A 23,751-nucleotide genomic window follows, 5' to 3' on the forward strand; every position below is an offset into this window, starting at 1 on the left:
TCCTGCCTAAAAATCAGAGCCTTTCCCAGTCCCCGGCCAGAAGTCTAAACGACCTCGTCAATCAGGACGCCGTCAATGGGGCGGATTCTTCCTGCCCACTCCGGCGTCTGGCCTCCTCTACCCTCTGATTCCAGAATTTCGTCAAGGCCTCTGTACCCGAACAGCCACTGAGCCAGACTGTCAATGGAGAGATTCAGAATTTCCTCCTCCCTCTCGGAACCTTTCCCGCTGGCCCTCTTCTCTGCTCTGGCACGTCCCTCTTCAATAAAGATGTTGTAATACCCGTCGCAGGCGGCAAGGAAGGGATCCCTCACGCCCAGTACGCCGTCCGGCCGTCTCGGCTCTGTCCTTGAATCGGCCTCTCTCTGCCTGTCCGACCGCTCCCTTCTGTACTCTGCCTCATCCTTTCCTGAGAGCATCTGGAAAAAGGCTTCCACATTGGTAATCCGTGCCATGATGGCAGGCTTTTCCCCGGCCCTGTCCTCCCCGGCAAAGGAAGCCTCCGTATAGAGCAGGCGCTGTTCTCTCTCCCCCAGACCCCATTCTGAAAAAAGTCCGCAGAGTCTTTCCCCATCGTACATAAGCTCCAGGGTGCCGTCCTCGCTGGCAAGCTCTTTTACAAGACGCTTCACATAGGCCTCATCCCGGGAACAGTAGGCCTCATATCGGGCGCCCAGCCATTCTTCCATATAGGAGGCTGCCAGCTTTGTCTCCCCGCTCTCACCGTCTGCAGCCAGGGGGCTGAAGAAAAGGCGCTCCTTTGCCTCCCTGGTCAGTCTGAATTTGGGCTGGCGGTAGATGAAGGCAAACTGGAAAGGACGATAGATCGCTTCGGATGCCGGCATCAGGAAGGTAAAGGGAACTCCCTCCTGATTCATATCCTCCATCATCCGGCGAAGCAGAGAAGCCATATGGCCTCTGTGTCTTCTGTCCTTTGCCGTCGCCACGCCGACAATATAGTCAATTCTCCACCTGCCCTCTCTGCACACAAAGGTATAGGGATTCAGATGGAGCATAGAGGCCAGCTTTCCCTCCTCCCTCTTTATGAGGATTCTGTTGTCTCTCACCTTCTCCTTAAAATAGTAGTCGGCAAATGGAACGGAATCATCCGGGAAAGCCTCATGCCAGAGACCGCGGCACTCCTGTTTCTCTGTCTCATCTGCATAGCAGATCTCCTCCGTATGGGAATTCTGCGGCTGCTCTGTTTTCTCCCCTGTCTTCCGTCGCTTCTCCTCCATTTTTCCGTCTGTCAGGGTGTTTTCCCCCAGTCCGGCTGCCTGCAGGCGTTCCTCCTCGTCCCCTGCCAGAGCTCCAATATGCTCTGCCCAGCCAAAGCCCTCTCCTTTTTCTGAGGACTCTCCGAAGGATACCTGCTCCACCAGGTATTTTCTCGCAAAATCAATCGGGCAGTATGACATCTTCGCCTTGCGCAGCCCCTCAATGCCCAGATCGTCCTCCCGGTTTACAATCTCAGCCTCCGGAAACTCCCGAATCAGAAACTGCTGGTTAATCAGCTGATACAGCCCTCTCATGTCGGAGTTTGCCTTTTCGATATGGATCACCGCCATCCGTTCCGTGGGATTGTAGCTTCCAATGGAGAAGGCCTCCAGCTCACCGTCTACATAGATTCCGCCCATCCTGATATTCAGAGAACAGCAGTTGCGGAGAATTTCGTGGATTCCCCTCACCTCAAAGTCCAGGTGCTCCTCCACATCCTCCCCCTTTCCCTCTCTCCATCTGTCCAGAAATTTCCACACATCCTGAATTTCCTCACAGGTAAGAGTTCTGTATTCATAGCGTCCCTCATACTTCTTTATAAAACTGTTCAGGTGGTTTTTTTTCTTGTGGAGCTTTTTGCCTGCAAGGGTCTTTAGAGATTCGGCAGAATACAGATAATCATAGGCCCCCTCCTCTTCCTTTACCAGATACCGCTCCGGCGGCAGGTTCAGGCACCTGACAGCCTCCTCGTCAGCCAGGTTAATGACTAAAGGATAGTGAAGCTCCTCATTGAAATATCTCTCCAGCTCACCGAAGGCCTCTTCCAGATCCTCCTCCCTGCATAGGGGCATGGCAGAAAATACACGGCCCTTGTATTCCATCAGCCATAAAAGAGCCCTCTCCTCCCAGATTGCATATCTTACATTGTAATACTCCCTCCAGAGAAAGCTCTCCAGAAATACGCTGTCACATGTTCTGTTGCGCCGCATCATGTAGAACGGCGTCAGTCTGTCAATATCCTTTGCAGTAATCGGTTTAAATTCCAAGCTCATGTATGGTTTCCCTTCCTGATTCAGTTGTTTTTTTGTTATATCCTGTGTTCCTTTAATACTGTATCTGTATTTGCGGCACCTGCCTTCACAGTCCCCGCCTGAATGCAGTCATATCCGTTCTGAACTTCTGCTTCTGCGGTCTCCGCCCGGATGCCTACACTTTTTCCGGTTTTCTTTTTACTTTCTCCGGCTCCGCCTGTTTTCATTCACTGAAAGATTTTAAATGCAGAAGCCGCTGGCGGTTCGGCGCAGGTATAATGACCGCTCTGCGGTCATTATACCATATCCTTCGGATACAGCAGCCTCCGGCGGAATTTAGCGCCCGGATTTCAGCAGTACATGCTGAAACCGGTATGCGCAGGTATAATAACCGCTCCGCGGTTATTATACCATCTCGACTAACGTCTCGATGGGCTGCTCGTCAAATGCATGCTCATGCAAGCATGGCATGCGTTTTCCTCGCTATTATACCATATCCTTCCTTATTTATGAAGAAAAAAGGCCGGGCAGCCTGTTGAAATGCTGCCCGGCCTTTTGAATATTTAGCCCTCAATGGCAATGTATCTGTTTTCTTCCATCTTTTTCTGATCCTGCTTTGGGAAGGCAATCTTTAAAATGCCGTCCTCGAATTTTGCCTTGATATCCTCCTGTCTTACCTGTTCTCCGATGTAAAAGCTCCTTGTGCAGTTTCCTGTATAGCGCTCTCTTCGGATGTATCTTCCCTCTTTATCCTTCTCATCCTTGTCAAGCCCTTTGGCCGCGCTGATGGTCAGGTATCCGTTTTTCAGCTCTGCACTGACGTCGTCCTTTTTGAAGCCCGGAAGATCGATGTCCAGCTCAAAGCCGTTATCTGTTTCACGGATATCGGTCTTCATGATGTTCTTTGCATTCTTTCCATACAGAGGATCCCGTCCGTTAAAGAAATTTTTGTCAAATGGGAAATCCATCCAGTCGTCAAATAAGTTCTCTCCAAAAATACTGGGCATTAACATAAAACATTCCTCCTGTCTCTTCAGATGTCGCAGTCAGTCTATAGCCAGACTGTAATATCGTAATCTTCTTTTATTATCTATCTTCTGTTTCAGAACTCCGGAGAATGTTCATCCGTTTCTCTGGGACTTGCTCCTCCTTTGTTCTAGCTGTAATATAACACTTATTGTTAGCACTGTCAAGAGGTGAGTGCTAATTCTTTTGTGAAAAATCTGTGAACTCTTAATTGAAAAAGTTATTGCAGGTTTTGGACAGCATAAATACCTCCCATCCCATTTGCCCCTGTTATAAGTCCTGCATAACAGGGGCGGCATTTACTCCTGCCATGCAGCCCCATCTTTGTCTCTTATCATATTTTGGATGAAAGCCTAAATATCATATTCATCCACCGGAAACCCTTTCTCCCGTTTATATCTTCCGTATACCACAGCTGTTCCAGCTTCATTCGGTCATTGACTGTCAATATCTTTTCCGCCAGCTGTTCAGTAAATTCAAAAAAATAACGTCCATCCGCCGCTTCTCCTGCAGAAATTCCATTCTTCCCGGAAAGATATATAATCCCACTGTCATTTAAATATAAATCAATCTTTTCAAAAAAGCTGAAAACTTCCTTTTCCTGCAGGTGAAGGAATGACGCACAGGCCCAGATTCCATCAAACCGTTGATTCGGCTGATAGCTCTGAATATCAGAACACACGATTTTTCCTGAGAACACTTTTCGGATTTCTCTGCAAAGATTTTTTGAGGGTTCCAGTGCAGTTACCTGATATCCCTTCTTTTGAAAATAACACGCATCACGCCCGCTGCCGCTTCCCACATCAAGAATCCTTGCCCGCTCTCTCAGCAGAGGAAGAAATCTCCTGTACTGTTCCGACATATCAGCAGAAAATGTTTCTTCTGCGTATAGTTTTGCATGGAGCTCATAATACTCACACATCATCTCACCCCTTCAGGCTCCAATTAGGAAATCCCATACTTTTTGCCGACTGATAGACAGGAAGAATAACCTCCTCCAGGCGCCCTGAGAACTCCCTTTCCGACAGACCTTGCTGATAAAGCTTATGTCTGATCTCCTGATTATTCAGATGCTCCCTGGCACATTTTTCAAACGCTTCATGTATTTTGGGATATTTCCACATCATTTCATAGGATAAATATTCGCTTTTCCACAGCTCATCGTGGGCCACATATGACCAGGGCACAAAATGATCAATCGATATATTTTTTTCATTCAGCGGTTTTTCTCCATAGATTTCGCAAATCGGTTTTATGGCTACAATCATCTTCCAATACTTTTTTACCTTTTCCAGCTTCCGCTCTCTCGGCGGAAACAGCTTGTCCACAACTCCCGGGACACTGGGATTTCTTCTCTGAAGGTATTGAATCAGGTTTAATTCAATCCACCCCTGTATGATTTCGTAATTCTGTTCGATATAATCCGCCCACTCTTTCTGGATTTGAATTTGGGTGTCCAGACCGAGAAATTGTAGAAAATAATATATCAGCCTTTGTTCCTGATTGATTCTTGCTGCAAGATTTTTCCCGGATCTGTTCCACTCTTTTCCCTTCATGGACTCCATAAAAGGCGCCTGCAATCGCTTCCTTTTTCTCACTGGATTTCATATGACTGATCTCGCTCAGGCGGTGAACCACTCGTTCCAGGGTATCGTTGGGTCCCAGATTTAAGTGATACTCCGAAACCATATACCATGCATCTGCAATCATTTCATCAATCAGTGCTTCGAAGGTGATTACGCTGCGCCCCTCTTTTATTTTCCGCGCAATGGCCTGAAACCAGAATAACTTATAGGACTCACTTTTATTGTCAAACAATCTGGAAAAATGGGCTATATCCAGAACATCAGAATATGGCAGCTGCATATTATTCTCCCAGCTCCGTATACTTTTCTTTATGTCCGTAGGCTTTTTCTACCGGATACTTCTCTGCGTTCTTCCTGACTTTTTCCTGAATTATTTCATCCATATCCAGCCCGCAAGTATCTGCCATTAAAATACAGTAGCTCAGTACATCCGCAAGTTCTTCCCTGATTTTTTCTTTTTTATCCTCACACCATACATCTTCTGCGCTCCACTGAAACACTTCCAGCAGCTCTGCTGCCTCCAGACTGATGGAGACTGCCAGATCCTTCGGATTATGAAATTGCTTCCAGCTGCGCTCGTCTCTGAATTTTAATACCTGTTCAATCGTTTCCCTTGTCATCTTTCGTCCTCGCTTTTTTGCATACTCGGACATTTTTCAGAAAAACAGACAGACGCTGCTCTGTACAATATACACAGCAGCCTTTCATGCCCGTGTCATCAATGTCCGGTAAATATTTTTATAATTTCATCTGCTTCTTTCTCTGCCCGATCCCAAACCGCTTCCAGTTCCTTTTGCCGTTTCAGCTCACTCAAAACGACATTGACCTCTTTTTACCCTAACCGGATATTCAAAAATCAGCGCGCTTCGATGTCTGAGGAATGTTGTATTCGGCAGCACTGTACTGAGATCCATTAGATTTATTATATATTCTATCACAATTTTAACTGCAGAAAACCATCGAATCCTCTGTTATTGTAAACAGGGGGCGGAATTTACCTCTGCAGCAATGAATTTTTTTCATTCCCTGCATAATTTTCCCTGTCCTGCACAGCATATCTGCTGTACCCCTTATCGTTCTTATTCTTCCTCTGCCTCCAAATTAGAATTATTCCTGAAATTAATGGAAACTTCCCTTTCTTTTTCTGTTTTTTCATGTTATAATAATATCAGTAATTATTTTTATTTTTATTCATATTATTACTACAGTTACATTTTTTATAATTTTCACAACCTTTGATTTTTCAATGATAAAGGAGGAACCCTATGCACATGGTAAAACTGAGAGAAGGCTTCTACTGGACGGGCGTGATTGATGAAAACCTTCGGGTGTTTGACATCATCATGTACACAGAATTCGGCACCACCTACAATTCCTACGTCTTAAAGGCCGGAGACAAGACTATTCTGTTTGAGACTGCCAAGGCAAAGTTTTTTGACGAGTACCTGGAAAAGCTGAAGGAAATCATTGATGTGGGAAACATTGACTATCTGGTTGTCAGCCACACAGAGCCGGATCACGCGGGAAGCGTGGAAAAGCTCCTGGATTTAAGCCCCAAGATGAAAATTTTGGCTACAGGCTGCGCCATCGGTTTCCTGAAGGAGATTGTAAACCGCGACTTTGTAAGCATCCCTGTGAAAGATCACCAGAGAATGGAAATCGGGAATAAAACGCTTCAGTTCCTCATTGTTCCCAACCTTCACTGGCCGGATACCATGTACACCTTTATCGAGGAGGAACAGATCCTGGTAACCTGCGATTCCTTCGGCTCCCACTATGCCCACAGCGGCGTCCTGGCAAGCACTGTTCCAAATCATGAGGATTATATGAAGGCAGCCAGGTATTACTACGACTGTATTATCGGGCCGTTTAAGCCTTTCATGCTGAAGGCTTTAAACCGGATAAAAAATATGGATATTTCCATGATCTGTACCGGTCACGGTCCTGTGCTCGACACAAAGGAATCCATCAAAAATATTATGGCCAAATATGAGGAGTGGTCCACAGTGACCAACCCCAACACGAAAAAAACCGTCATCATCCCCTATGTGAGCGCCTACGGCTACACCAAGGAACTGGCTGAAAAGATCGCCGAGGGCATTAAAGACAGCGGCGACATTGAGGTGCGCTCCTACGATATGGTGGAAGCGGACAAGGCTGCCGTGGAGGCGGAGCTTCTGTTTGCAGACGGAATCCTCCTGGGTACGCCTACTATTGTGGGTGAGGCACTGGCCCCCATCTGGGAGCTGACTCTCTCCATGTTTGCAGGAACCCACGGCGGCAAGTATGCCGGAGCCTTCGGCAGCTATGGCTGGAGCGGCGAGGGAGTGCCTCACATTCTGGAAAGACTCAGACAGCTTCGCATGAAGGTGGACGAGGGCTACCGTGTGCGCTTTAAGCCAAGCCATGCCGATCTGGTGGGGGCCTACGAGTACGGCTATCAGTTTGGCTGCCGCGTGCTCAACATCGAGGCTGTCAAGCCGAAAAAGACCGGTGCCAGAAGCCTTGTAAAATGCCTTGTCTGCGGAGAGATTTTCGACTCTTCCCTGGAGATCTGCCCGGTCTGCGGTGTAGGAAAAGAAAACTTCGTGCCTGTTGAAGCGGAGGAAAATTCCTTTTCCAATAATACAAAGGAATACTATGTCATCCTCGGAAACGGCACCGCCGGCTTCAATGCGGCAAAGGCCATCAGGGAGAGGGATAAGACGGGAACGGTCATCCTGATCTCTGAAGAGCCGTACCGCACCTACAACCGGCCGATGCTGACGAAGACCATGCTGGCCGATCTGAGCGCGGATCAGATTGCCGTGGAGCCGGAAAGCTGGTACGAGGAGAACCAGGTCTATCAGATGCTCGGAAAACGCGTCGTATCTGTCGATATGGAAAATTCCCAGGTAACACTGGATGACGGCAGCAATATTCATTTTACCCGCCTGATCTACGCCCTGGGCAGCGAATGCTTCATCCCGCCGATCAAGGGCAGCGACAGGGAACAGGTAGTCGCCATCCGGCGCATGGCTGATGTGGAAAAGCTGTCCGGTCTCCTTGGACACACCAGGAATGCAGTTGTCATCGGAGGCGGTGTTCTGGGCCTGGAGGCTGCCTGGGAGCTGAAAAAGGCAGGCCTCAGGGTGACAGTTCTGGAGGCTGCCCCCATGCTCATGGGACGCCAGCTGGATGCCACCGCAGGAACGATTCTGAAGGAAATCGTGGAGAAAAACGGCATCTCCATCCACACCGGAGTCACTATCGAGAGCATTGACGCAGACGAAAGCGGCGCCGTATCCGGCGTTACTCTCCAGTCCGGCGAATCCTTCCCGGCACAGCTGGTTATCATTTCTGCCGGAGTCCGGGCAAACACGGCGCTGGCAAAGGAGATGGGGCTTCAGGTGGAGAGAGCCGTTGTGGTAAACAGCCATATGGAGACAGGCCTCAAAAACATCTACGCCTGCGGCGACTGCGCAGAGTACAAGGGGGCAAACTTTGCCATCTGGCCGGAGGCCTCAGAACAGGGCCGTATCGCCGGAGCCAATGCGGCAGGCGACAGTCTGGAATACCGCGAGGTGTCCTCTGCTCTGACCTTCAACGGTATGAATACCTCCCTCTATGCGGCAGGCGACAACGGCAAGAACCCGAACCTGCTCTACAAGACGGTGGAATTCAAGGATATGGGCAAGGAACAGTACAGAAAATACTATTTCCTGAACAACCGCCTGTGCGGCATCATTCTCATCGGAGATCTCTCCCGCATGGCGAGAATGGCAGAAGAGCTGGAAAGACATGCCTCGTTTGAGGAAGTGATGAAATAAGAGTGAAATCAAAAGCAGAGAGCCAGCGCCAGAGCGCGCCGGTTCTCTGCTTTTTCAGTCTTTTCCGTATAATCCCTGTCTGCCGCTACACTTCCAGCGAATCCCGGTAGGTCTTTGTAGATTTTATTTCCCCTGTCTTCCACTGGAACTTGCCCAGGAAACCGAAGGTGATCGACACAATCGGAACGACCCAGTTAAACACAGCAAACGGAAGGAAGGAGAGAACCGGTACGCCCAGGGTCGCCCCTGCAAAGGCTCCATCCACATTCCACGGGACAATCAGAGAGGTTACAGTTCCTCCGTCTTCAAGGCAGCGGGATAAGGTCTGAGGAAGCATATCCTTCTTTTTAAACTCACCGATGAAGAGGCGTCCGCCAAGGATAATCGACATATACTGGCTGGCTGTAATAATATTGAAAATGATGCAGCTGACAACAGTAGAACATACAAAGGTGCCAACTGACTTGCTGACGAATTTCATCCTCTCCAGGCATACTTCAAGGAATCCAAGGTGTTCCAGAATCCCTCCGTAAACCATGGCAATGATGCCAAGGGAGCAGGTGTAATTCATATTCAGAAGTCCGCCTCGCGACAGAAGGCTGTCAATGTCAGGATTTCCCGTATTGGACACGAATCCTTCTTCCATGATACTGAATAACTCCCCTAAAGAATAGCCCTGAACTATCATCGCAATGAGAGCTGCCGTACCGCCTGAAATCAGAAGAATCGGAAACGCCGGCTTCTTTAAAACTGCCAGAGCGATAACTAAAACCGGAGGAATCAGTGTCAGAATATTTAAATTAAAGTTTTCATTCAGGGCGCTCAGGATACCTGCAATTGTCTCACTTTCTGCATTTCCCGAAAACTTAAATCCCAGAACCAGGAAAACAGCCAGCGCAATCAGGATACTTGGCGTTGTAGTGAAAAACATGGCTTTAATGTGGTCAAATACATCCCCCTCCGCAACTGCCGGAGCCAGATTCGTCGTATCAGAAAGAGGAGACATCTTATCGCCGAAGGCAGAGCCGGAAACGATAGCACCGGCGGTCATGGCCGGGTTTACGCCAAGTCCCATGCCGACGCCCATCAGGGCAACGCCGGCAGTTCCGATGGCAGACCAGGAAGACCCGGTGGCCAGAGAAGTCAGCATACATGCGATACATGCAGTGGCCAGAAACACAGATGGAGAGATAATTTTAAGTCCCCAGTAGATAATCATGGGAACTGTCCCGCTGGCAATCCAGGCTCCCATCAGAGCACCGATACTGTATAGGATCATAGCCGTTGGAATCATCAGTTCTCCGCCCCGCATAATCGCGCTCTCAATCTTGCTCCACGGACATTTCTCGATCTTTAAGACAAGAAGGGTAACGCCCAGGGAAGCCATCATGGCCACATGCATCTTCTGATCAAAGAAGAAAATAGATACCGCCATGAATATAATCAGTGAAAGGACGCAGATAATCGCTGCGCCAAAGGACGGTCTGAACTCTGCATCGGATTCATTGATATTGCTGCTGTTTCCATTGGGCTCAGGGTTTTTCTTACTCATAAACATCCTCCTTAAAATATGCTTACTTTTTCCGGTAGACTGTACGTCCTCCCAGAACCGTTTCCTCTACAGCAATGTCACGAAGCTTCATGGGATCGCACCTGGTGGGATCCTGGGAGAGAATGACGAAATCTGCCAGCTTTCCTTCTTCCAGCGAGCCCTTCAGGTTCTCCTCAAAAGAAGCGTAAGCTCCGTTTATGGTGAAGCCGCGGAGCATCTGCTCCACTGTGAGCTTCTGCTCCGGCATCCATCCTCCTTCTGGATAGCCGCTGTAATCACATCGGTTGACTCCTACAAATAAGCTGTCAAATGGATTTAAGGAATCTACCGGACAGTCAGAGCTCATGGTATACATCACATTCATATCGCACAGAGTTCTGTAATTATACGTAGACGGAAGACGTTCTGCTCCCACACGGCTTTCCGCAATGTGAAGATCACTGTTTAAGCACACCGGTTCCATATATGCAATCACATTCTGTTCTTTAAACCGCTTCAAAATATCCGGCTGGGTGATCTGCAGGTGGATAATTCCGAATCTGGCATCGGGATCCGGCCTTTTTTCCTGGGCTTTCAGAAAGGCATCCATGCACATCTCCATGGCGCCGTCGCCAATGGCATGGCATACTACTCCCATTTTTGCCTCATGGGCCGTTGTCACCAGCTCGTTCAGCTCATCCTTCGTAAATACGGCAATTCCGCAGGTGTCCGGGGCATCCGAGTACGGTGCCCGCAGAAATGCGCTTCGCCCGCCCAGAGAACCATCTGTCAGAAGCTTCAGTGGGCCTGCCTGTACCATGGAAGTGTCATGGCGCTCCAGAATCTCCTCTTTAATAAATTCTTTCAGCCGGTCTATCTGGGGAAGGAGACACTGCTCTCTGATTCTCATGTTCAGCCTGTCCTCCTGCTCCAGCTCCCGATATGCCCTCATAACCTTTCTCCAGTCTTTATCTGAGAATGTCTCAAAGTCATCGGTATGCATGGTGGTAAGCCCCAGGGAGGAAGCGATGGAAATGGCATTTACCAGCATTTCCTTGATTTCCTCTACCGATTTGTCGGGAATCATCCGGTAAATCAGGTAACGGGCAGTCTCCTTCAAAAGTCCTGTCAGATTTCCATTTTCATCATGCTCAATTTCTCCGCCCTCTGGATTCTCTGTTTCTTTTGTGATTCCTGCCATGGAAAGAGCCATGGAGTTGGCCACTACCATGTGCTCGCAGACCCTGGTGAATACAATCGGATGCTCCGTACTGATCGCATCCAGATCAGCAGTAGTCGGATTTCGCTTTTCAGCAAAAAAGATCTGGTTCCAGCCCCGTCCCTGAACCCATTTTCCGGCAGGAACCTGGCGCTCCCTTATGTATTTCCTTCCCGCCTCAATCATTTCTTCGATGGATTTCAGAGGGGCACAGTCAATTTTTGTAAGACTGTAGGCATAGTTAAGCAGGTGGACATGGCCTTCGATAAAGCCCGGCATAACTGTTCTTCCCCTTAGATCCACCTTCTTCGCGTGAGGAAACTCCTCCGCCAGTTCCTCCTCATCTCCCACACGGACAATGTGTTCCCCCTCCACCGCCATTGAGCCTGCCCGCTCCCCGGCAGCATTCATCGTGAGAATAACGCCGTTTTGATAAAGTTTCATTTCGTATCCCCCTTTTGATATTATAGGATATTGCGTTTTATGCATATTATTTAAGCAACTCCCATGCCATGCGCAAAAGAGCCGTTTTTTTACAGAAATAGCCATAAAATTCAAAATATTTAACCGTTTTTAAGAAAAAATGGTTTGAAATACAGAAAATTTACGCCAATATTTTTGCACACCTCTGTAAAAAAGCAAAAATATTTGCGACATTATTTTTTTTATGCTACACTAAAGCAAAATATACGGAAAATGAGAAAGGAGAAACTCACATGATTACAAATGCTCTGGTTCAGGCCAGACAGCTGTATGAGGATACGGATGGCGTGCTCGTCTGTGACAAATATGGATATGTGGAATTTATGAAATGGTTTCACGACGGAATCCTCTCGGATGAGGTCATCGGCATGCATGTGACGGATGTGTATCCGGAGCTGGATAACCAGACCAGCTCCATTATGCGTGTAATCGAAAGCGGAAAGCCCCGGTTTGACGAGCGGCAGGTCATACACACATGCCGCGGGGAGCTGTTGGACATTGTCTCATCCACAGTTCCTCTGTTAGCCGGAAATGAAGTGATCGGGGCCATGACTTCCACTATTTTCTATGAAAAATACCGGGCGGGAAAAGGGCTTCCCAGACGGCAGCAGGGAGATCTGTATACTCTGGATGACATCATCTCGCAGGATCCCATTATGATTGCCCTGAAAGAACGGTGCGCTCTCATTGCGAACAATGATTCTCCTGTACTGCTCTACGGAGAGACGGGAACTGGAAAAGAGCTGTTTGCGCAGTCCCTGCACACCTGCTCCCACAGGGCAAAAAAGCCCTTTATTTCACAAAACTGTGCCGCTATCCCCGAATCGCTCCTGGAAGCTATCTTTTTTGGCGTGGAAAAAGGCAGCTTTACAGGAGCCGAAAACAGAAAAGGGCTTTTCGAACTGGCCGACGGCGGTACTTTATTTCTGGACGAGATCAACTCTATGGATATTTCCATGCAGGCCAAGCTGCTGAAGGCCATCGAAGAGCAGCAGGTGAGGAGAATCGGAAGCGCTAAAAGCACCAGCTTTAATGCCAGGATCATCTGTGCCATGAATAAACATCCGGCTGAAGTGCTCCGTTCCGGCCTCATGAGAACAGATCTCTTCTACCGGATCTGTGTCGTCCGGATCGATATTCCCCCTTTAAGAGACCGTAAACCAGACGTCATGATACTGACTGATTATTTTATCAATCACTTTAACAGAAAAATGGACAAATCCATCCGCGGAGTGAGCGCTCTGGTAAAAATGACATTTCAGAATTATGACTGGAAGGGGAATGTGCGGGAACTGAAAAATACACTTGAATATGCTTTCAATCTCTGTCAGAGCTCCATGATTAATATGAGTGATCTGCCCGATATTCTCCAGGAGGATTCCGCATATCAGGGCTGCTCTCAGGAAAATGAAAACGACCTTGCCGTAAACCAGGAGAGGGCAGAGGCAGATGAGAAGAGAAGGGACAGATTCCCCTACGATAAATCTCTGTCTCTGACAGAAAATACGGCCTGCTATGAGAGAGAGGCCATCAGCCGCATTCTTGCAAAAACGAACAATATTACAGAGGCAGCCAGAGTGCTCCGTATATCCCGCCAGACCTTGTCCTACAAAATTGAAAAATACGGTCTCAATTAAAGCGCAAATATTTTTTTCAGGCATTGTCTTGTGAAGAAAATTTTTCTTTTAATGCAAAAAATTTTGCGCCATATATCCTGCTTTCGCAGAAAGAGGGGTGTTTCTCCCTGAAATAAGCCTGGTTCTCATGGCATAAAATGTGCTGATTTAAAAAAGCATCTATTTTATTTCACTAACTAAAACTTCCCATACCTAAAATGGGATTCGTTCCTTGAAAATTCAATATTTCAGCTAACAAAATAGCGATTTATGCCGCTGCAGCTTCCAAATGGAGTGCTTTTCTCAGATATTCCGGCAATCTTGCTTCAAAATCAGCGGTAAAAGCATTCAGTTGCTCATCGCTTAGTTTAAAGATTCCCTGAAGACTTGCCATCAAGGCTTCCATCAGGATGCAAAGTGACCTGTTGAAAGTAATGTCTGCCATTTCATCAACAAGGAAGAAGAACAGTTCACCAAGCGTTCTCTGATCTTCATTTTGGCGCTGCTCCATTGCAAGTAACATATATCGGGTAAACACGATCGCCACATGGGCTGTCAGTGCATCATAAGATAAACTGTGGCATTCTCCAACCAGATTCAGCATGGATTTGCAGGTTTTGAAAAAGACCTCGATCTGCCAGCGCTTTCCATAAATACGGATAATCTCTTCCTCGGAAAGTGTTGTAGCTGTACAGATAAAAGCAAGCCAGTCCTTGCGGTTTGCCTTGTTCCTTACGCATACGATTTTCGCCGGAATTGGATTCGCCTTTCCTACCATAACATCAACAGAAAGCAGATACTTTGATCTGCCACGGCGCTTTTTGTTCCGGGAATAGATTTCTTTGATATTCAGCTGTTCACCACCGTACGAATATTTGATCCGGCTACTTTTCTTAATCATGGCAATCACATCCATGCCTTTTGCATGGATGGCTGTGACCTGTGCTGGATTGGAAAACCAGGAATCAAACAGGACATAATCCGCTTTCAGCCCTGCACTGAGGGCTGTATTCAGTAAAGTCATCATTGCCTCTGGTGCTTTTGTTTGGGCTAGCGCACGTCTTTTTCCTGCAAGGGTTCTGTTGTCAAAGTCCTTTACCGGGCCGATGATATTTGTATTCTTTGCAGACGCTAACAGGCAGCTGTTTACAGGGATCAGTGTGTTTCCATCACTCCAGCTTAAAGTAAGCATCCTGAAGCCCTTTTTGAAATGCATATCCGTGTGGTCAAAAACTTTTGATCCCAGTTCCGTTTTCTTACAGCTGGTACGGTTGAAAAGGCTGTCATCAATGATAAAGACATTTTTTCTTTCCGGATCTGTCAGATCACGAATGTCATGATTGACAATATCAGCTGCAAGAAGAGAAGTAAAACGAAGCCAGTTTGTTTTTGAAGAATTAAGGAAACGGTAGAAAGTGTTCTTGGAAAACGCCTCCTTAAAAGAGCCAGTCCGCTGCTGCATATACATACTTCTTCCGACAAAAATGTTGCTGAGTTTATAACGAAGCAGGGAAACAGATGAAACACCTTTTTCCTTCATTCCATTACATCTGGCAAGGAGCCTGCCAACATGATGTTTGGAAAAAAATCTCTGAACACAGTCAATTAAGTCGTTCTCAACGAAATAGTTTTGTGGTATACTGGACATGGCATAAATCTCCTTTGTAAAGATGGTTTCTAGTCAATTCCATTATACCAAACGGAACAGATTTATGCTTTTTTTATTGGCTGAAATATTGAATTTTCAAGGATCAACGCACCAATATGGTGTGGGAAGTTTTAGTCACTAAATTATTTCAGGAGGAAACCATATGCCGCAGACAACAATGATTCTAAAAAATGCCCGGATCTATACCATGGACGGCCGCATCGCAGAAGCTGCAGCCATCACAGGAGACAGGATCGCAAAAGTAGGCTCCAACCAGGAAATAAAAAGCTGGGAAGGAAAGCTTACCCAGGTCATCGATCTGGGCGGGCGCACTGTCGTTCCAGGCTTCAACGACTCTCATACTCACCTGGTGGGCTACGGCAATTCTCTGCGATATGCAAATCTGGAAAACTGCCTTTCCTGTGAAGAAATGTGCGGGCGAATCAGACATTTTATCAGAGACAGGAAGATTCCGGAGGGAGAGTGGGTATTCGGCCGCGGCTGGAATCAGAACCTCTTTCCGGGAGGCATCTTTCCGACAAAAGAGGATCTGGACAGAGTTTCTGACAAACATCCGATTCTGATTATCCGTACCTGCGGACACGTGGGAATTGCCAATACCATGGCTTTGAGGGATGGAAATGTCACAAGGGAAACGTATCTTCCGGGAGGGCAGTTTGACAAAGGGGCGGACGGAGAACCAAACGGCGTGATCCGGGAGGCAGCTCTGGAATGGTTTAAGAAACAAAGAGACCCGGAATCGGCCAGGAGGGAATTAAAACAGGCGATTATCCGCGGCGGAGAGGAGATGCTGCGCTATGGCATAACTACCGTACATACAGAGGACACCTACGATCTGGGATATCCCGGCGACTTTATGGATATCTACCATGCCTATCAGGAGCTGGCCTCAGAAAAAAAGCTTCCTCTGCGCATTTATCAGAAAATCTCTCTTCCCACCGGAAAGGATATCGATGAATTTCTGAATCACTGTTCCCTCCGCACCGGAATGGGTCATGATTTTTACCGTATCGGCCCCGTGAAGCAGTGGGCAGACGGAACGATGGGAGCCCGCACAGCCGGTATGAAGGAACCCTATTCTGACGCCCCGGGAGAAACAGGAATCTATTATTATACAGATCAGGAGCTGTATGACAATATCAGAAAAGCCCACTGCGCAGGCATGCAGGTCTGCATCCATACTATCGGCGACGGAGCCCTGGAACAGGTGTTAAATGCCTACGAGCGGGTGCTGAGGGACTTCCCCCGCAAAAACCATCGCCACCGCCTTGTTCACGGACAGGTGGGCAATCTGGAGCTTTATAAAAAAATTGCGAAGCTGGGCCTTAACATCAATATTCAGCCTGCATCCACCTCCACGGATATCCCCATTATGGAGTCCCGCCTGGGCAGCCGGGCTAAATACTGCCACGCATGGCGTACCCTGACGGATCTGGGAGTGAACTTAAACGCCAGCTCTGATGTTCCCGTGGAAACGCCCAATGTATTCTGCGGAATTTACGCCATCGTCACGAGAAAATCTCTGGAACACCCTGAGCTGGCCCCCTGGAATCCCCATGAAAAAGTAACGGTCATGGAAGCCCTCCGGTTCTACACGATCAATAGCGCATATGCTGCCTTTGAGGAGCATATCAAAGGCTCTGTGACGGAAGGCAAGCTGGCAGATCTTGTTATTTTAGACCGCGATCCCTGCGCCGTCGATCCGGAGGAGCTTCCTGAGGTACAGGTAGATGCCACCATCCTGGGGGGAAAGATTGTATACCTCAGAAACGAGAAAACACTGCCGTCTCCAGTTTAAGCTTCTGTGAAACAAGAAAAAGCCGCGAAGGTTAAGAACACCGCCCTTTCCCCCCGTCGCCAGAAAGCGTGAGACAGCGCGGAAATTCCTGATTCGCGCAATATGAGGCACTTCCGAAAGATGCGCACGCAAATGGCCTGAAAGGTACTTTCCGTTCCTCTCAGGCCATTTGCGATGTTTTTTCTACCGTCTCTTTTTACTGCTTTTTTTCCTATTTCCTATTCGTTCTTTGCGCCGTCCATGCCGGGCCTTTGCATTACCGTTTCGCCTTTCCCTCACCTTTTCTTTAATTCAGGGAAACTCCTTTCTTCTTCTCAATCGCCCTCTCAATGGCCTTCTCAATTTCCATAATCGGTATTACCATCACAGAAATAAGAAGTGCAGCGCCGTACTCGGCCAGGGAGATATGCTCGAACTCAAACGCATCCCTCAGAGCCGGAATATAGATTACGGCTGTGGTACAGATCAGGGAGGCGATAAACGACCAAACCAGATATTTATTCTGCCTTGGCAGTGTGAAAATAGAATGCCTTCTGGATCTCATGTTGAAGGAGTGGAAAATCTCCACCATGGAAAGCGTTAAAAACGCCATGGTCATTCCGTCCGGCGAATCGGTGATCTCCCACACTCCAGCCTCCATATAGTGGCCGATAAAGTAGGCTGCCATGGTCAGCACTGTGATCATGATTCCCTGGAACACGATGTCAAAGCCCATGCCGTTTGCAAAAATTCCGTCCTTGGAATCCCTCGGAGGTCTCTGCATCGTATCTTTCTCAGCTTCCTCCATTCCCAGAGAAATCGCAGGGAAGCAGTCTGTAATCAGGTTAATCCAGAGCAGGTGAACCGGCTTTAAAATGGTAAAGCCCATAAGCGTCGCTGCGAACACGGAGATAACCTCTGCCAGGTTTGCGGAGAGCAGAAACTGGATGGCCTTCCTGATATTGTCATAGATTCTTCGGCCCTCAGCCACTGCAGAGACGATCGTGGCAAAGTTGTCATCCGTCAGGACCATATCGGCCACGTTCTTGGTAACATCCGTTCCCGTGATTCCCATGCCCACTCCAATATCGGCTGACTTGATAGACGGGGCGTCGTTGACTCCGTCGCCTGTCATGGCTGTAATCTTTCCGAGCTTCTTCCACGCCGTCACAATGCGCACTTTGTGTTCCGGCTGAACGCGGGCATATACAGAGTAATTCTGAATGGTTTTCGCAAGCTCTTCATCGGAGATAGCGTTTAATTCCGCTCCGGTGATCGCCTGCTGCCCCTCTTCCAGTATTCCAAGCTGCTTTGCAATGGCCACAGCCGTATCCTTGTGGTCGCCTGTAATCATAACCGGGCGGATTCCAGCGCTCCTGCATTCCACAATAGCCGCCTTCACCTCCGGGCGGATCGGATCGATCATACCGGAAAGTCCCAGATAAATCAGATTATTCTCAATGGCCGCAGGGCTCGTATCCTCCGGCACGCTGTCATACTCCTTGTAGGCAGCGCAGAGCACACGCAGGGCCTGATCAGCCATTTTCTTATTCTCGGCGAGAATATGGTTCTTTACTTCCTCTGTCATCGGGACAACAGCCCCGTTTATATATGCCCTTGAACAGAGCTTTAACACCTCGTCAGGCGCTCCCTTTGTAAACTGGATGAAGCCTCCCTCCGGATTTCTGTGAATGGTAGACATCATCTTCCTCATGGAATCAAAGGGGGCCTCGCCCACGCGCTCATACGTTTTCTTAAGCTCTCCCTTTGGCATTCCTGCTTTCAGAGCATCATTGACAAGGGCACACTCGGTGGGTTCTCCCACCGCCTCATTCTCCTCCAGCTCCGCATCGCAGCAGAGGGCCATTCCTTTGATCAGAAAGGTCTCATCGGCGGAGGAATGCTCCACAACCGTCATTTTGTTCTGTGTCAGCGTACCTGTCTTGTCAGAGCAGATAATCTGTGTACAGCCGAGTGTTTCCACAGCTGTCAGCTTTCTGATAATGGCATGATTCTTTGACATCTTGGTCACGCCGATGGAGAGAAGAATCGTGACAACAGCTGCCAGTCCTTCCGGGATCGCCGCAACAGCCAGTGATACGGCAACCATAAATGTGTCAATCACAAGTTCCCCGTTTACTCCGGCTCCAGCCATCATGTTCCTTGCAATGTTGACACCGAACACCAGCACACAGATTCCGATGACCATAAAGGTCAGGATTTTGGAAAGCTGGTTTAACTTAATCTGAAGCGGAGTTTCCTCCTCCTTCGCGTTTGCGATGGCATCAGCGATCTTGCCCATCTCAGTATTCATACCCGTGGCACAGACAACTGCCCTGCCGCGCCCGTAAACTACAACAGAGCCCATGTACACCATATTCTTTCTGTCGCCGAGGGGCACATCGCCGTCTCCGGAAGCCTCCACCGTGTGCTCTGTCTTCTCAACAGCCACAGACTCTCCTGTGAGAGCCGCCTCCTCCACCTTCATGGAAGCACACTCGATGATTCTGGCATCCGCAGGCACAGAGTCTCCCGCCTCCAGGATGATCACATCGCCGGGAACCAGCTCCTCCGACTTTACCGTAAGCTGGTGGCCTCCTCTGATCACCTTCGACGTGGCTGCAGCAATCTGCTGCAGCGCCTCAATGGCCGCCTCGGCCTTGGACTCCTGATAAACACCCAGCACTGCATTGATCACCACAACAAACATGATGATAATCGTATCTGCAAATCCCTCGCCCTCTCTGACAGCGAGAATTCCTGATATAACCGCCGCCGCGATCAGTACAAGAATCATCGGATCCGTCAGCTCAGAGAAAAATTTGTGCAGAAGGCTCTCCTTTTTTCCCTCGGCCAGCTTGTTGGGTCCGTACTCCGACAGCCTTCCTGCCGCCTCTTCCTTCGTCAATCCATCCTCTGTCACAGAAAGTCCCTTCATGACCTCCTCGTGTGACAGAAGATATTCCTTTCTGTTTTCCTTCATGTCTGTCATTCCTCTCTTTCCTGGTCCACTGCCCTTTGGCAATGGCAATTTTCCGGATGTTTCACCGCTTCCGCCTGAAAAGTCCCCGCAGATTCTGCCGGTCTTTTAAAACGGGCCGTCATGTTCTGTGCGCCTCTCTCCTTCCTTTTTTGATGCAAACCTCTCCCCAGCGTTTTCCTGAAAAGGCTCCTGCAGCTCTCATTCCCCAATGAGCGGTCTGCCTTTTTCGGCCGTCTCTGCCTGCTTTATTCCGCACTCTCTGTTATTATCTGCCTTTATTGCAAATAAAAAACAAGACATTCCGCATATCCAAAATATGCTAAAAGTCTTGTTTTCCTGCAGCTTGTATTGATAAACAGAAATCATGCAACCACCGGCTTTCCCGCCGGGTACTGTTGATCGCATGAAGGCAACTACTCCCTTTTAACGCTGTATTGAGATTTCAATTTTTCTGTGGATTATTCTATACCATAACAAGAGAGTTGTCAATATAAGTTAAAAAACATCTTTAATCTTTGCAACTTTTTCTGTATTTTTATATTTTATTCTGCTTCCGGCTTTTATTGGATGAAGGCTCAGAGCTTCTTCGCTGACAGAACAGGACATTAAAGCATTCTCCGTATGAAAATTCATCTGATGAGTACCTGGAAATTCTTTTCCCCGTCTCAAAAGACAGTGGCATCCCTTTGATTTTTCCTGTATGATAGAAGGAAGAAACGGGCAGGACACTTTTGTTTTTTCCGTCGTCCTTCCCTTACTAAGGAGAATACGTCTATGAAAATATTAAGCATCACCGCCCAGAAGCCCCACAGCACGGGCAGCGGTGTATATCTGACTGAGCTTGTAAACGCCTTTGACCGACTGGGCCACAGCCAGGCAGTGATCGCCGGAATCTGTAAAGAGGACACTGTCCACTTTCCGGACAGGGTATCATTCTTCCCGGTTTATTATCAGAGCGCCTCTCTCCCCTTCCCTGTCGCCGGGATGTCTGATGAGATGCCTTATGAGAGCACCCGCTACCGGGATATGACGCCGGAGATGACCGGGCAGTTCTGCCGCTCCTTTTCCGCTTCCATAATAGATTCTGTGAGGTCCTTCCAGCCTGATCTGATCATCTGCCATCATCTGTATCTGCTGACGGCGCTGGTGCGGGAGCTTCTGCCCTCCCAAAAAACCGCGGCCTGCAGCTCATATGCAGAGCCTGGACGGCTGTGTCAGACCTTTTCCGGAAACGCTGCCCCTGTACGGCCTTTCAGGGGAGTCATTGCCGGAATCTGCCACGGCTCTGACCTGCGCCAGATAAAGAAAAATCCGCTTCTGCGCCAAGAGATCATAGAGCAGATCAGAAACCTTGATGTCATCTTCTGTCTTCACCGGGAGCAGGGAGCGGAGATAATCCGCACCTTTTCCTGCAGTCCCCGCCTGGTAAAGGTCCTGGGAACCGGCTTCAACAGCCAGATCTTTCACAGGCTCCCCGATGTGTCCAGGGCAGCGCCTGCGGTATGCGGAGATTCTTCCCGTCCTGTGCGCCTTTTATTTGCCGGAAAGATTTCTGAAAAAAAAGGTGTGATGAGCCTTCTTCGCGCGCTCCGGCTGCTGCCTTCCTCTCTTTCTGAAAGGCTCTCCCTCACTCTGGCCGGAGGCCATGGAAACGAGGAGGAATACAAAGAAATCCTGGACCTGGCATCCCCAGAGCTTGGATGCCCCTGTCCTGTCCGGTTTGCCGGAAGGCTGTCCCAGACGGAGCTTGCGCAGCTGATGAACGGCTCCGATATTTTCGTGCTCCCCTCCTTCTACGAGGGCCTTCCTCTGGTTCTGGCGGAATCCCTTGCCTGCGGTATGAAAACGGTGTGCACTGATCTGCCCGGGATCCGGCCATGGATGGATGAAAACCTTCCCGGACACGGGACCTCCTTTGTGGCCCCTCCGCCCATGGAGAATGAGGACGAGCCTGTAAAGGCGGCGCTTCCCGCCTTTGAATCGGCCCTGGCCAGAGCTATTGAGAAGGCTTCCGCCCTCTCCTGCCCGCCTCTGGCCGCGTCACACGAGCTTAGGGAAAGTCTCGCCCGCCTCTCCTGGGACGGTGCAGCCGAACGGCTTCTGCAGGCTGTTCCTGTGTAAACAGATGGGAAGGAAGACATATAAAACTCTGTATAAATGAAAGAAGGATCGAATATATGAAACCATTGAAAATAAAAAATCTGATTCTTGGAGAGGGGATCCCAAAAATCTGTGTCCCTATTGTCGGGACAAGCCCGGAGGAAATTGAAGCCGCAGCCCTGGCACTTTCTGACGTCCCCGCAGATGTGGTGGAGTGGAGGGCAGACTGGCTGAAGGGTATTCTGGACTCTGAAGGTAAACCGGATATTAAAAAAGCCGCAGAGATTCTCAGAAATCTCCGCAGCATCCTGGGTGAGACCGTCCTTCTTTTCACCTTCCGCACCTTTCCAGAAGGAGGCAATCTCTCCATCAGTCCTGACGCCTACGAGGCGCTGAACCTGGCCGTTGCGGCCTCAGGGCTTGCTGATCTCATCGATGTGGAGCTGTTCACCGGACACGGCATGGCAGAGGCCCTTGTAAAAAAAATCCAGGGTCACGGCATAAAAACCATTGTGTCCAGCCACGATTTTGAGAAAACGCCGGATCTGGATACCCTGGTAAGCCGACTGGGAAGGATGCGTGAGATCGGCGCAGATATTGTCAAAATCGCCGTCATGCCCCAGAGCAGGGCCGATGTCCTCACCCTCCTTGCAGCTACTGAGCAGTTTTCCCGGACTTCTGACTGCCCTGCTGTCACCATGTCCATGGGAAGTCTGGGTGCTGTCAGCCGGATTTGCGGAGAGACCTTCGGCTCTGCCCTTACCTTCGGCTCTGCCGGAGTGGCCTCTGCGCCGGGGCAGCTGGAGGTCAGTGAACTGCACCGGTGTCTTTTACTTCTGCACAAAAACGCCTGAGCGTTTTTGTGCAGAAGGCCGAAACGGCCGCCTTTTACAGAGGAAAGCCTCCATCAGTAAGCTCTGGTCATGCCTCCGTCTAACAGAATTGTCTGTCCGGAAATATAGCTGTTGGCCTCAGAGCAGAGGAACGCAGCCAGCCGTCCATACTCATCTGTATTTCCGTAGCGTCCCAGCGGGAAGGCTTTCAGATCATGTTTCTCATATTCTTCCACTGTAATTCCAGCCTTCTCTGCCCGCATGGCATTCAGACTGGCAATGCGGGCCGTTCCAATACGGCCAGGCCCAATCACATTGATCAGAATCTGATCCCTTCCCAGCTCAGAGGCAAGAGTCTTGCTCATCCCCACTACTCCCATCCGCATGGTATTGGACAGGATCAGGTTGTCGAGACAGTCTTTCACAGAGGAAGAGGTGGAATTCACGATCCGTCCTCCTCCCAGACGGCGCATGGACGGCAGGCAGGCGCGAATCGTGCGCACATAGGACAGAAGGCAGAGCTGAAATGCCCCTTCCCAGTCCTCGTCCTTAAAGGAATCAAATGGCCCCGGCTTGGGTCCAGGGCACATATTAACCAGCGCCCAGATATCTCCCAGCGTTTCCACGGTGTGATCCACCAGCTTCTGAATGTCCTCTGCAGAATTCACATCGCAGAGAAACGCCTCCGGACGGTTTCCTGTTTCCCTCTCAATCTCATCCTGAGCGGCAGACAGCTGATCCTGAAACGCCTCTGAGGTGCTGATCATGACCTTCGCTCCCTCTCTGGCCATTTCCATGGCAATTCCCTTTCCCAGCCCTGCGGCGGAAGCCATACATAAAACTACCTTATTCTTTAATCCCATATCCATT

The 23,751-nt window shown here is 49.0% G+C and carries 18 protein-coding genes; 5 read left to right on the forward strand and 13 right to left on the reverse strand.

Translation table 11 applies throughout. The features are described 5' to 3' along the window. Positions 1-44: 44 nt before the first annotated feature. The 7 genes from LK436_RS18480 to LK436_RS00530 all read right to left on the reverse strand — a co-directional run bounded on the left by LK436_RS18480 (position 45) and on the right by LK436_RS00530 (position 6,017). Positions 45-2,270 carry a GNAT family N-acetyltransferase gene (locus LK436_RS18480; RefSeq protein WP_008398575.1) on the reverse strand — a complete coding sequence of 742 codons (2,226 nt, stop codon included), beginning with the start codon at positions 2,268-2,270 and terminating at the stop codon, positions 45-47. 542 nt (positions 2,271-2,812) lie between these two features. Further along, a complete protein-coding gene (locus tag LK436_RS00505; protein ID WP_008398573.1) occupies positions 2,813-3,262 on the reverse strand; it encodes an Hsp20/alpha crystallin family protein in 450 nt (149 codons plus the stop codon). Positions 3,263-3,609: 347 nt separating this feature from the next. Further along, complete coding sequence (locus LK436_RS00510) at positions 3,610-4,200, reverse strand: class I SAM-dependent methyltransferase (RefSeq protein WP_008398572.1); 591 nt, start codon at positions 4,198-4,200, stop codon at positions 3,610-3,612. A gap of 1 nt (position 4,201) precedes the next feature. After that, on the reverse strand, positions 4,202-4,603 hold the full coding sequence (locus LK436_RS00515; protein ID WP_227910141.1) for a hypothetical protein: 402 nt from the start codon (positions 4,601-4,603) through the stop codon (positions 4,202-4,204). Positions 4,604-4,655: 52 nt separating this feature from the next. Beyond that, the gene (locus LK436_RS00520; protein WP_182433250.1) at positions 4,656-5,141 is read right to left on the reverse strand and encodes a hypothetical protein; all 486 of its coding nucleotides are present in this window, start codon (positions 5,139-5,141) and stop codon (positions 4,656-4,658) included. Between the two features lies 1 nt (position 5,142). After that, complete coding sequence (locus LK436_RS00525) at positions 5,143-5,481, reverse strand: nucleotide pyrophosphohydrolase (protein WP_044931671.1); 339 nt, start codon at positions 5,479-5,481, stop codon at positions 5,143-5,145. A 374-nt stretch (positions 5,482-5,855) separates the two neighbouring features. After that, positions 5,856-6,017, reverse strand: coding sequence for a hypothetical protein (locus LK436_RS00530; RefSeq protein WP_008398568.1), 162 nt, complete (start codon positions 6,015-6,017; stop codon positions 5,856-5,858). Positions 6,018-6,126: 109 nt separating this feature from the next. Here LK436_RS00530 and LK436_RS00535 point away from each other — a divergent pair, with 109 nt between their 5' ends. Beyond that, positions 6,127-8,670: an FAD-dependent oxidoreductase gene (locus LK436_RS00535; RefSeq protein WP_008398567.1), complete on the forward strand. Its 2,544-nt coding sequence runs from the start codon at positions 6,127-6,129 to the stop codon at positions 8,668-8,670. A gap of 85 nt (positions 8,671-8,755) precedes the next feature. Here LK436_RS00535 and nhaC read toward each other — a convergent pair whose 3' ends face one another. Together nhaC and LK436_RS00545 are read right to left on the reverse strand one after the other, a co-directional pair. Continuing rightward, positions 8,756-10,222 carry a Na+/H+ antiporter NhaC gene (nhaC, locus tag LK436_RS00540; protein ID WP_044931625.1) on the reverse strand — a complete coding sequence of 489 codons (1,467 nt, stop codon included), beginning with the start codon at positions 10,220-10,222 and terminating at the stop codon, positions 8,756-8,758. Positions 10,223-10,244: 22 nt separating this feature from the next. Beyond that, the gene (locus LK436_RS00545; protein WP_044931622.1) at positions 10,245-11,864 is read right to left on the reverse strand and encodes an amidohydrolase; all 1,620 of its coding nucleotides are present in this window, start codon (positions 11,862-11,864) and stop codon (positions 10,245-10,247) included. A gap of 272 nt (positions 11,865-12,136) precedes the next feature. Here LK436_RS00545 and LK436_RS00550 point away from each other — a divergent pair, with 272 nt between their 5' ends. Next, the gene (locus LK436_RS00550) at positions 12,137-13,540 is read left to right on the forward strand and encodes a sigma-54 interaction domain-containing protein (protein WP_008398561.1); all 1,404 of its coding nucleotides are present in this window, start codon (positions 12,137-12,139) and stop codon (positions 13,538-13,540) included. Positions 13,541-13,787: 247 nt separating this feature from the next. On the opposite strand, the gene LK436_RS00555 is transcribed toward LK436_RS00550, so the two are convergent. Continuing rightward, the gene (locus tag LK436_RS00555) at positions 13,788-15,167 is read right to left on the reverse strand and encodes a transposase (protein WP_008394736.1); all 1,380 of its coding nucleotides are present in this window, start codon (positions 15,165-15,167) and stop codon (positions 13,788-13,790) included. Between the two features lie 163 nt (positions 15,168-15,330). Between LK436_RS00555 and LK436_RS00560 the strand changes: the two genes are divergently transcribed. Next, positions 15,331-16,986: an amidohydrolase gene (locus tag LK436_RS00560; RefSeq protein ID WP_008397154.1), complete on the forward strand. Its 1,656-nt coding sequence runs from the start codon at positions 15,331-15,333 to the stop codon at positions 16,984-16,986. A 286-nt stretch (positions 16,987-17,272) separates the two neighbouring features. On the opposite strand, the gene LK436_RS00565 is transcribed toward LK436_RS00560, so the two are convergent. Both LK436_RS00565 and LK436_RS00570 read right to left on the reverse strand, forming a co-directional pair. Continuing rightward, positions 17,273-19,957, reverse strand: a complete 2,685-nt coding sequence (locus LK436_RS00565; protein ID WP_008397153.1) for a cation-translocating P-type ATPase — start codon at positions 19,955-19,957, stop codon at positions 17,273-17,275. Positions 19,958-20,443: 486 nt separating this feature from the next. Continuing rightward, complete coding sequence (locus tag LK436_RS00570) at positions 20,444-20,617, reverse strand: hypothetical protein (protein WP_227910143.1); 174 nt, start codon at positions 20,615-20,617, stop codon at positions 20,444-20,446. 105 nt (positions 20,618-20,722) lie between these two features. On the opposite strand from LK436_RS00570, the gene LK436_RS00575 reads away from it, so the two are divergent. Then, positions 20,723-22,069, forward strand: coding sequence for a glycosyltransferase family 4 protein (locus tag LK436_RS00575; protein WP_008397149.1), 1,347 nt, complete (start codon positions 20,723-20,725; stop codon positions 22,067-22,069). A gap of 56 nt (positions 22,070-22,125) precedes the next feature. Next, the gene (aroD, locus tag LK436_RS00580) at positions 22,126-22,902 is read left to right on the forward strand and encodes a type I 3-dehydroquinate dehydratase (protein ID WP_008397148.1); all 777 of its coding nucleotides are present in this window, start codon (positions 22,126-22,128) and stop codon (positions 22,900-22,902) included. 53 nt (positions 22,903-22,955) lie between these two features. Here aroD and LK436_RS00585 read toward each other — a convergent pair whose 3' ends face one another. After that, positions 22,956-23,750 carry an SDR family oxidoreductase gene (locus tag LK436_RS00585; protein WP_008397147.1) on the reverse strand — a complete coding sequence of 265 codons (795 nt, stop codon included), beginning with the start codon at positions 23,748-23,750 and terminating at the stop codon, positions 22,956-22,958. Position 23,751: the final 1 nt, after the last annotated feature.

Source organism: Clostridium sp. M62/1, from assembly GCF_020736365.1.
GTDB classification, from domain to species: Bacteria; Bacillota; Clostridia; order Lachnospirales; family Lachnospiraceae; genus Otoolea; species Otoolea saccharolyticum_A.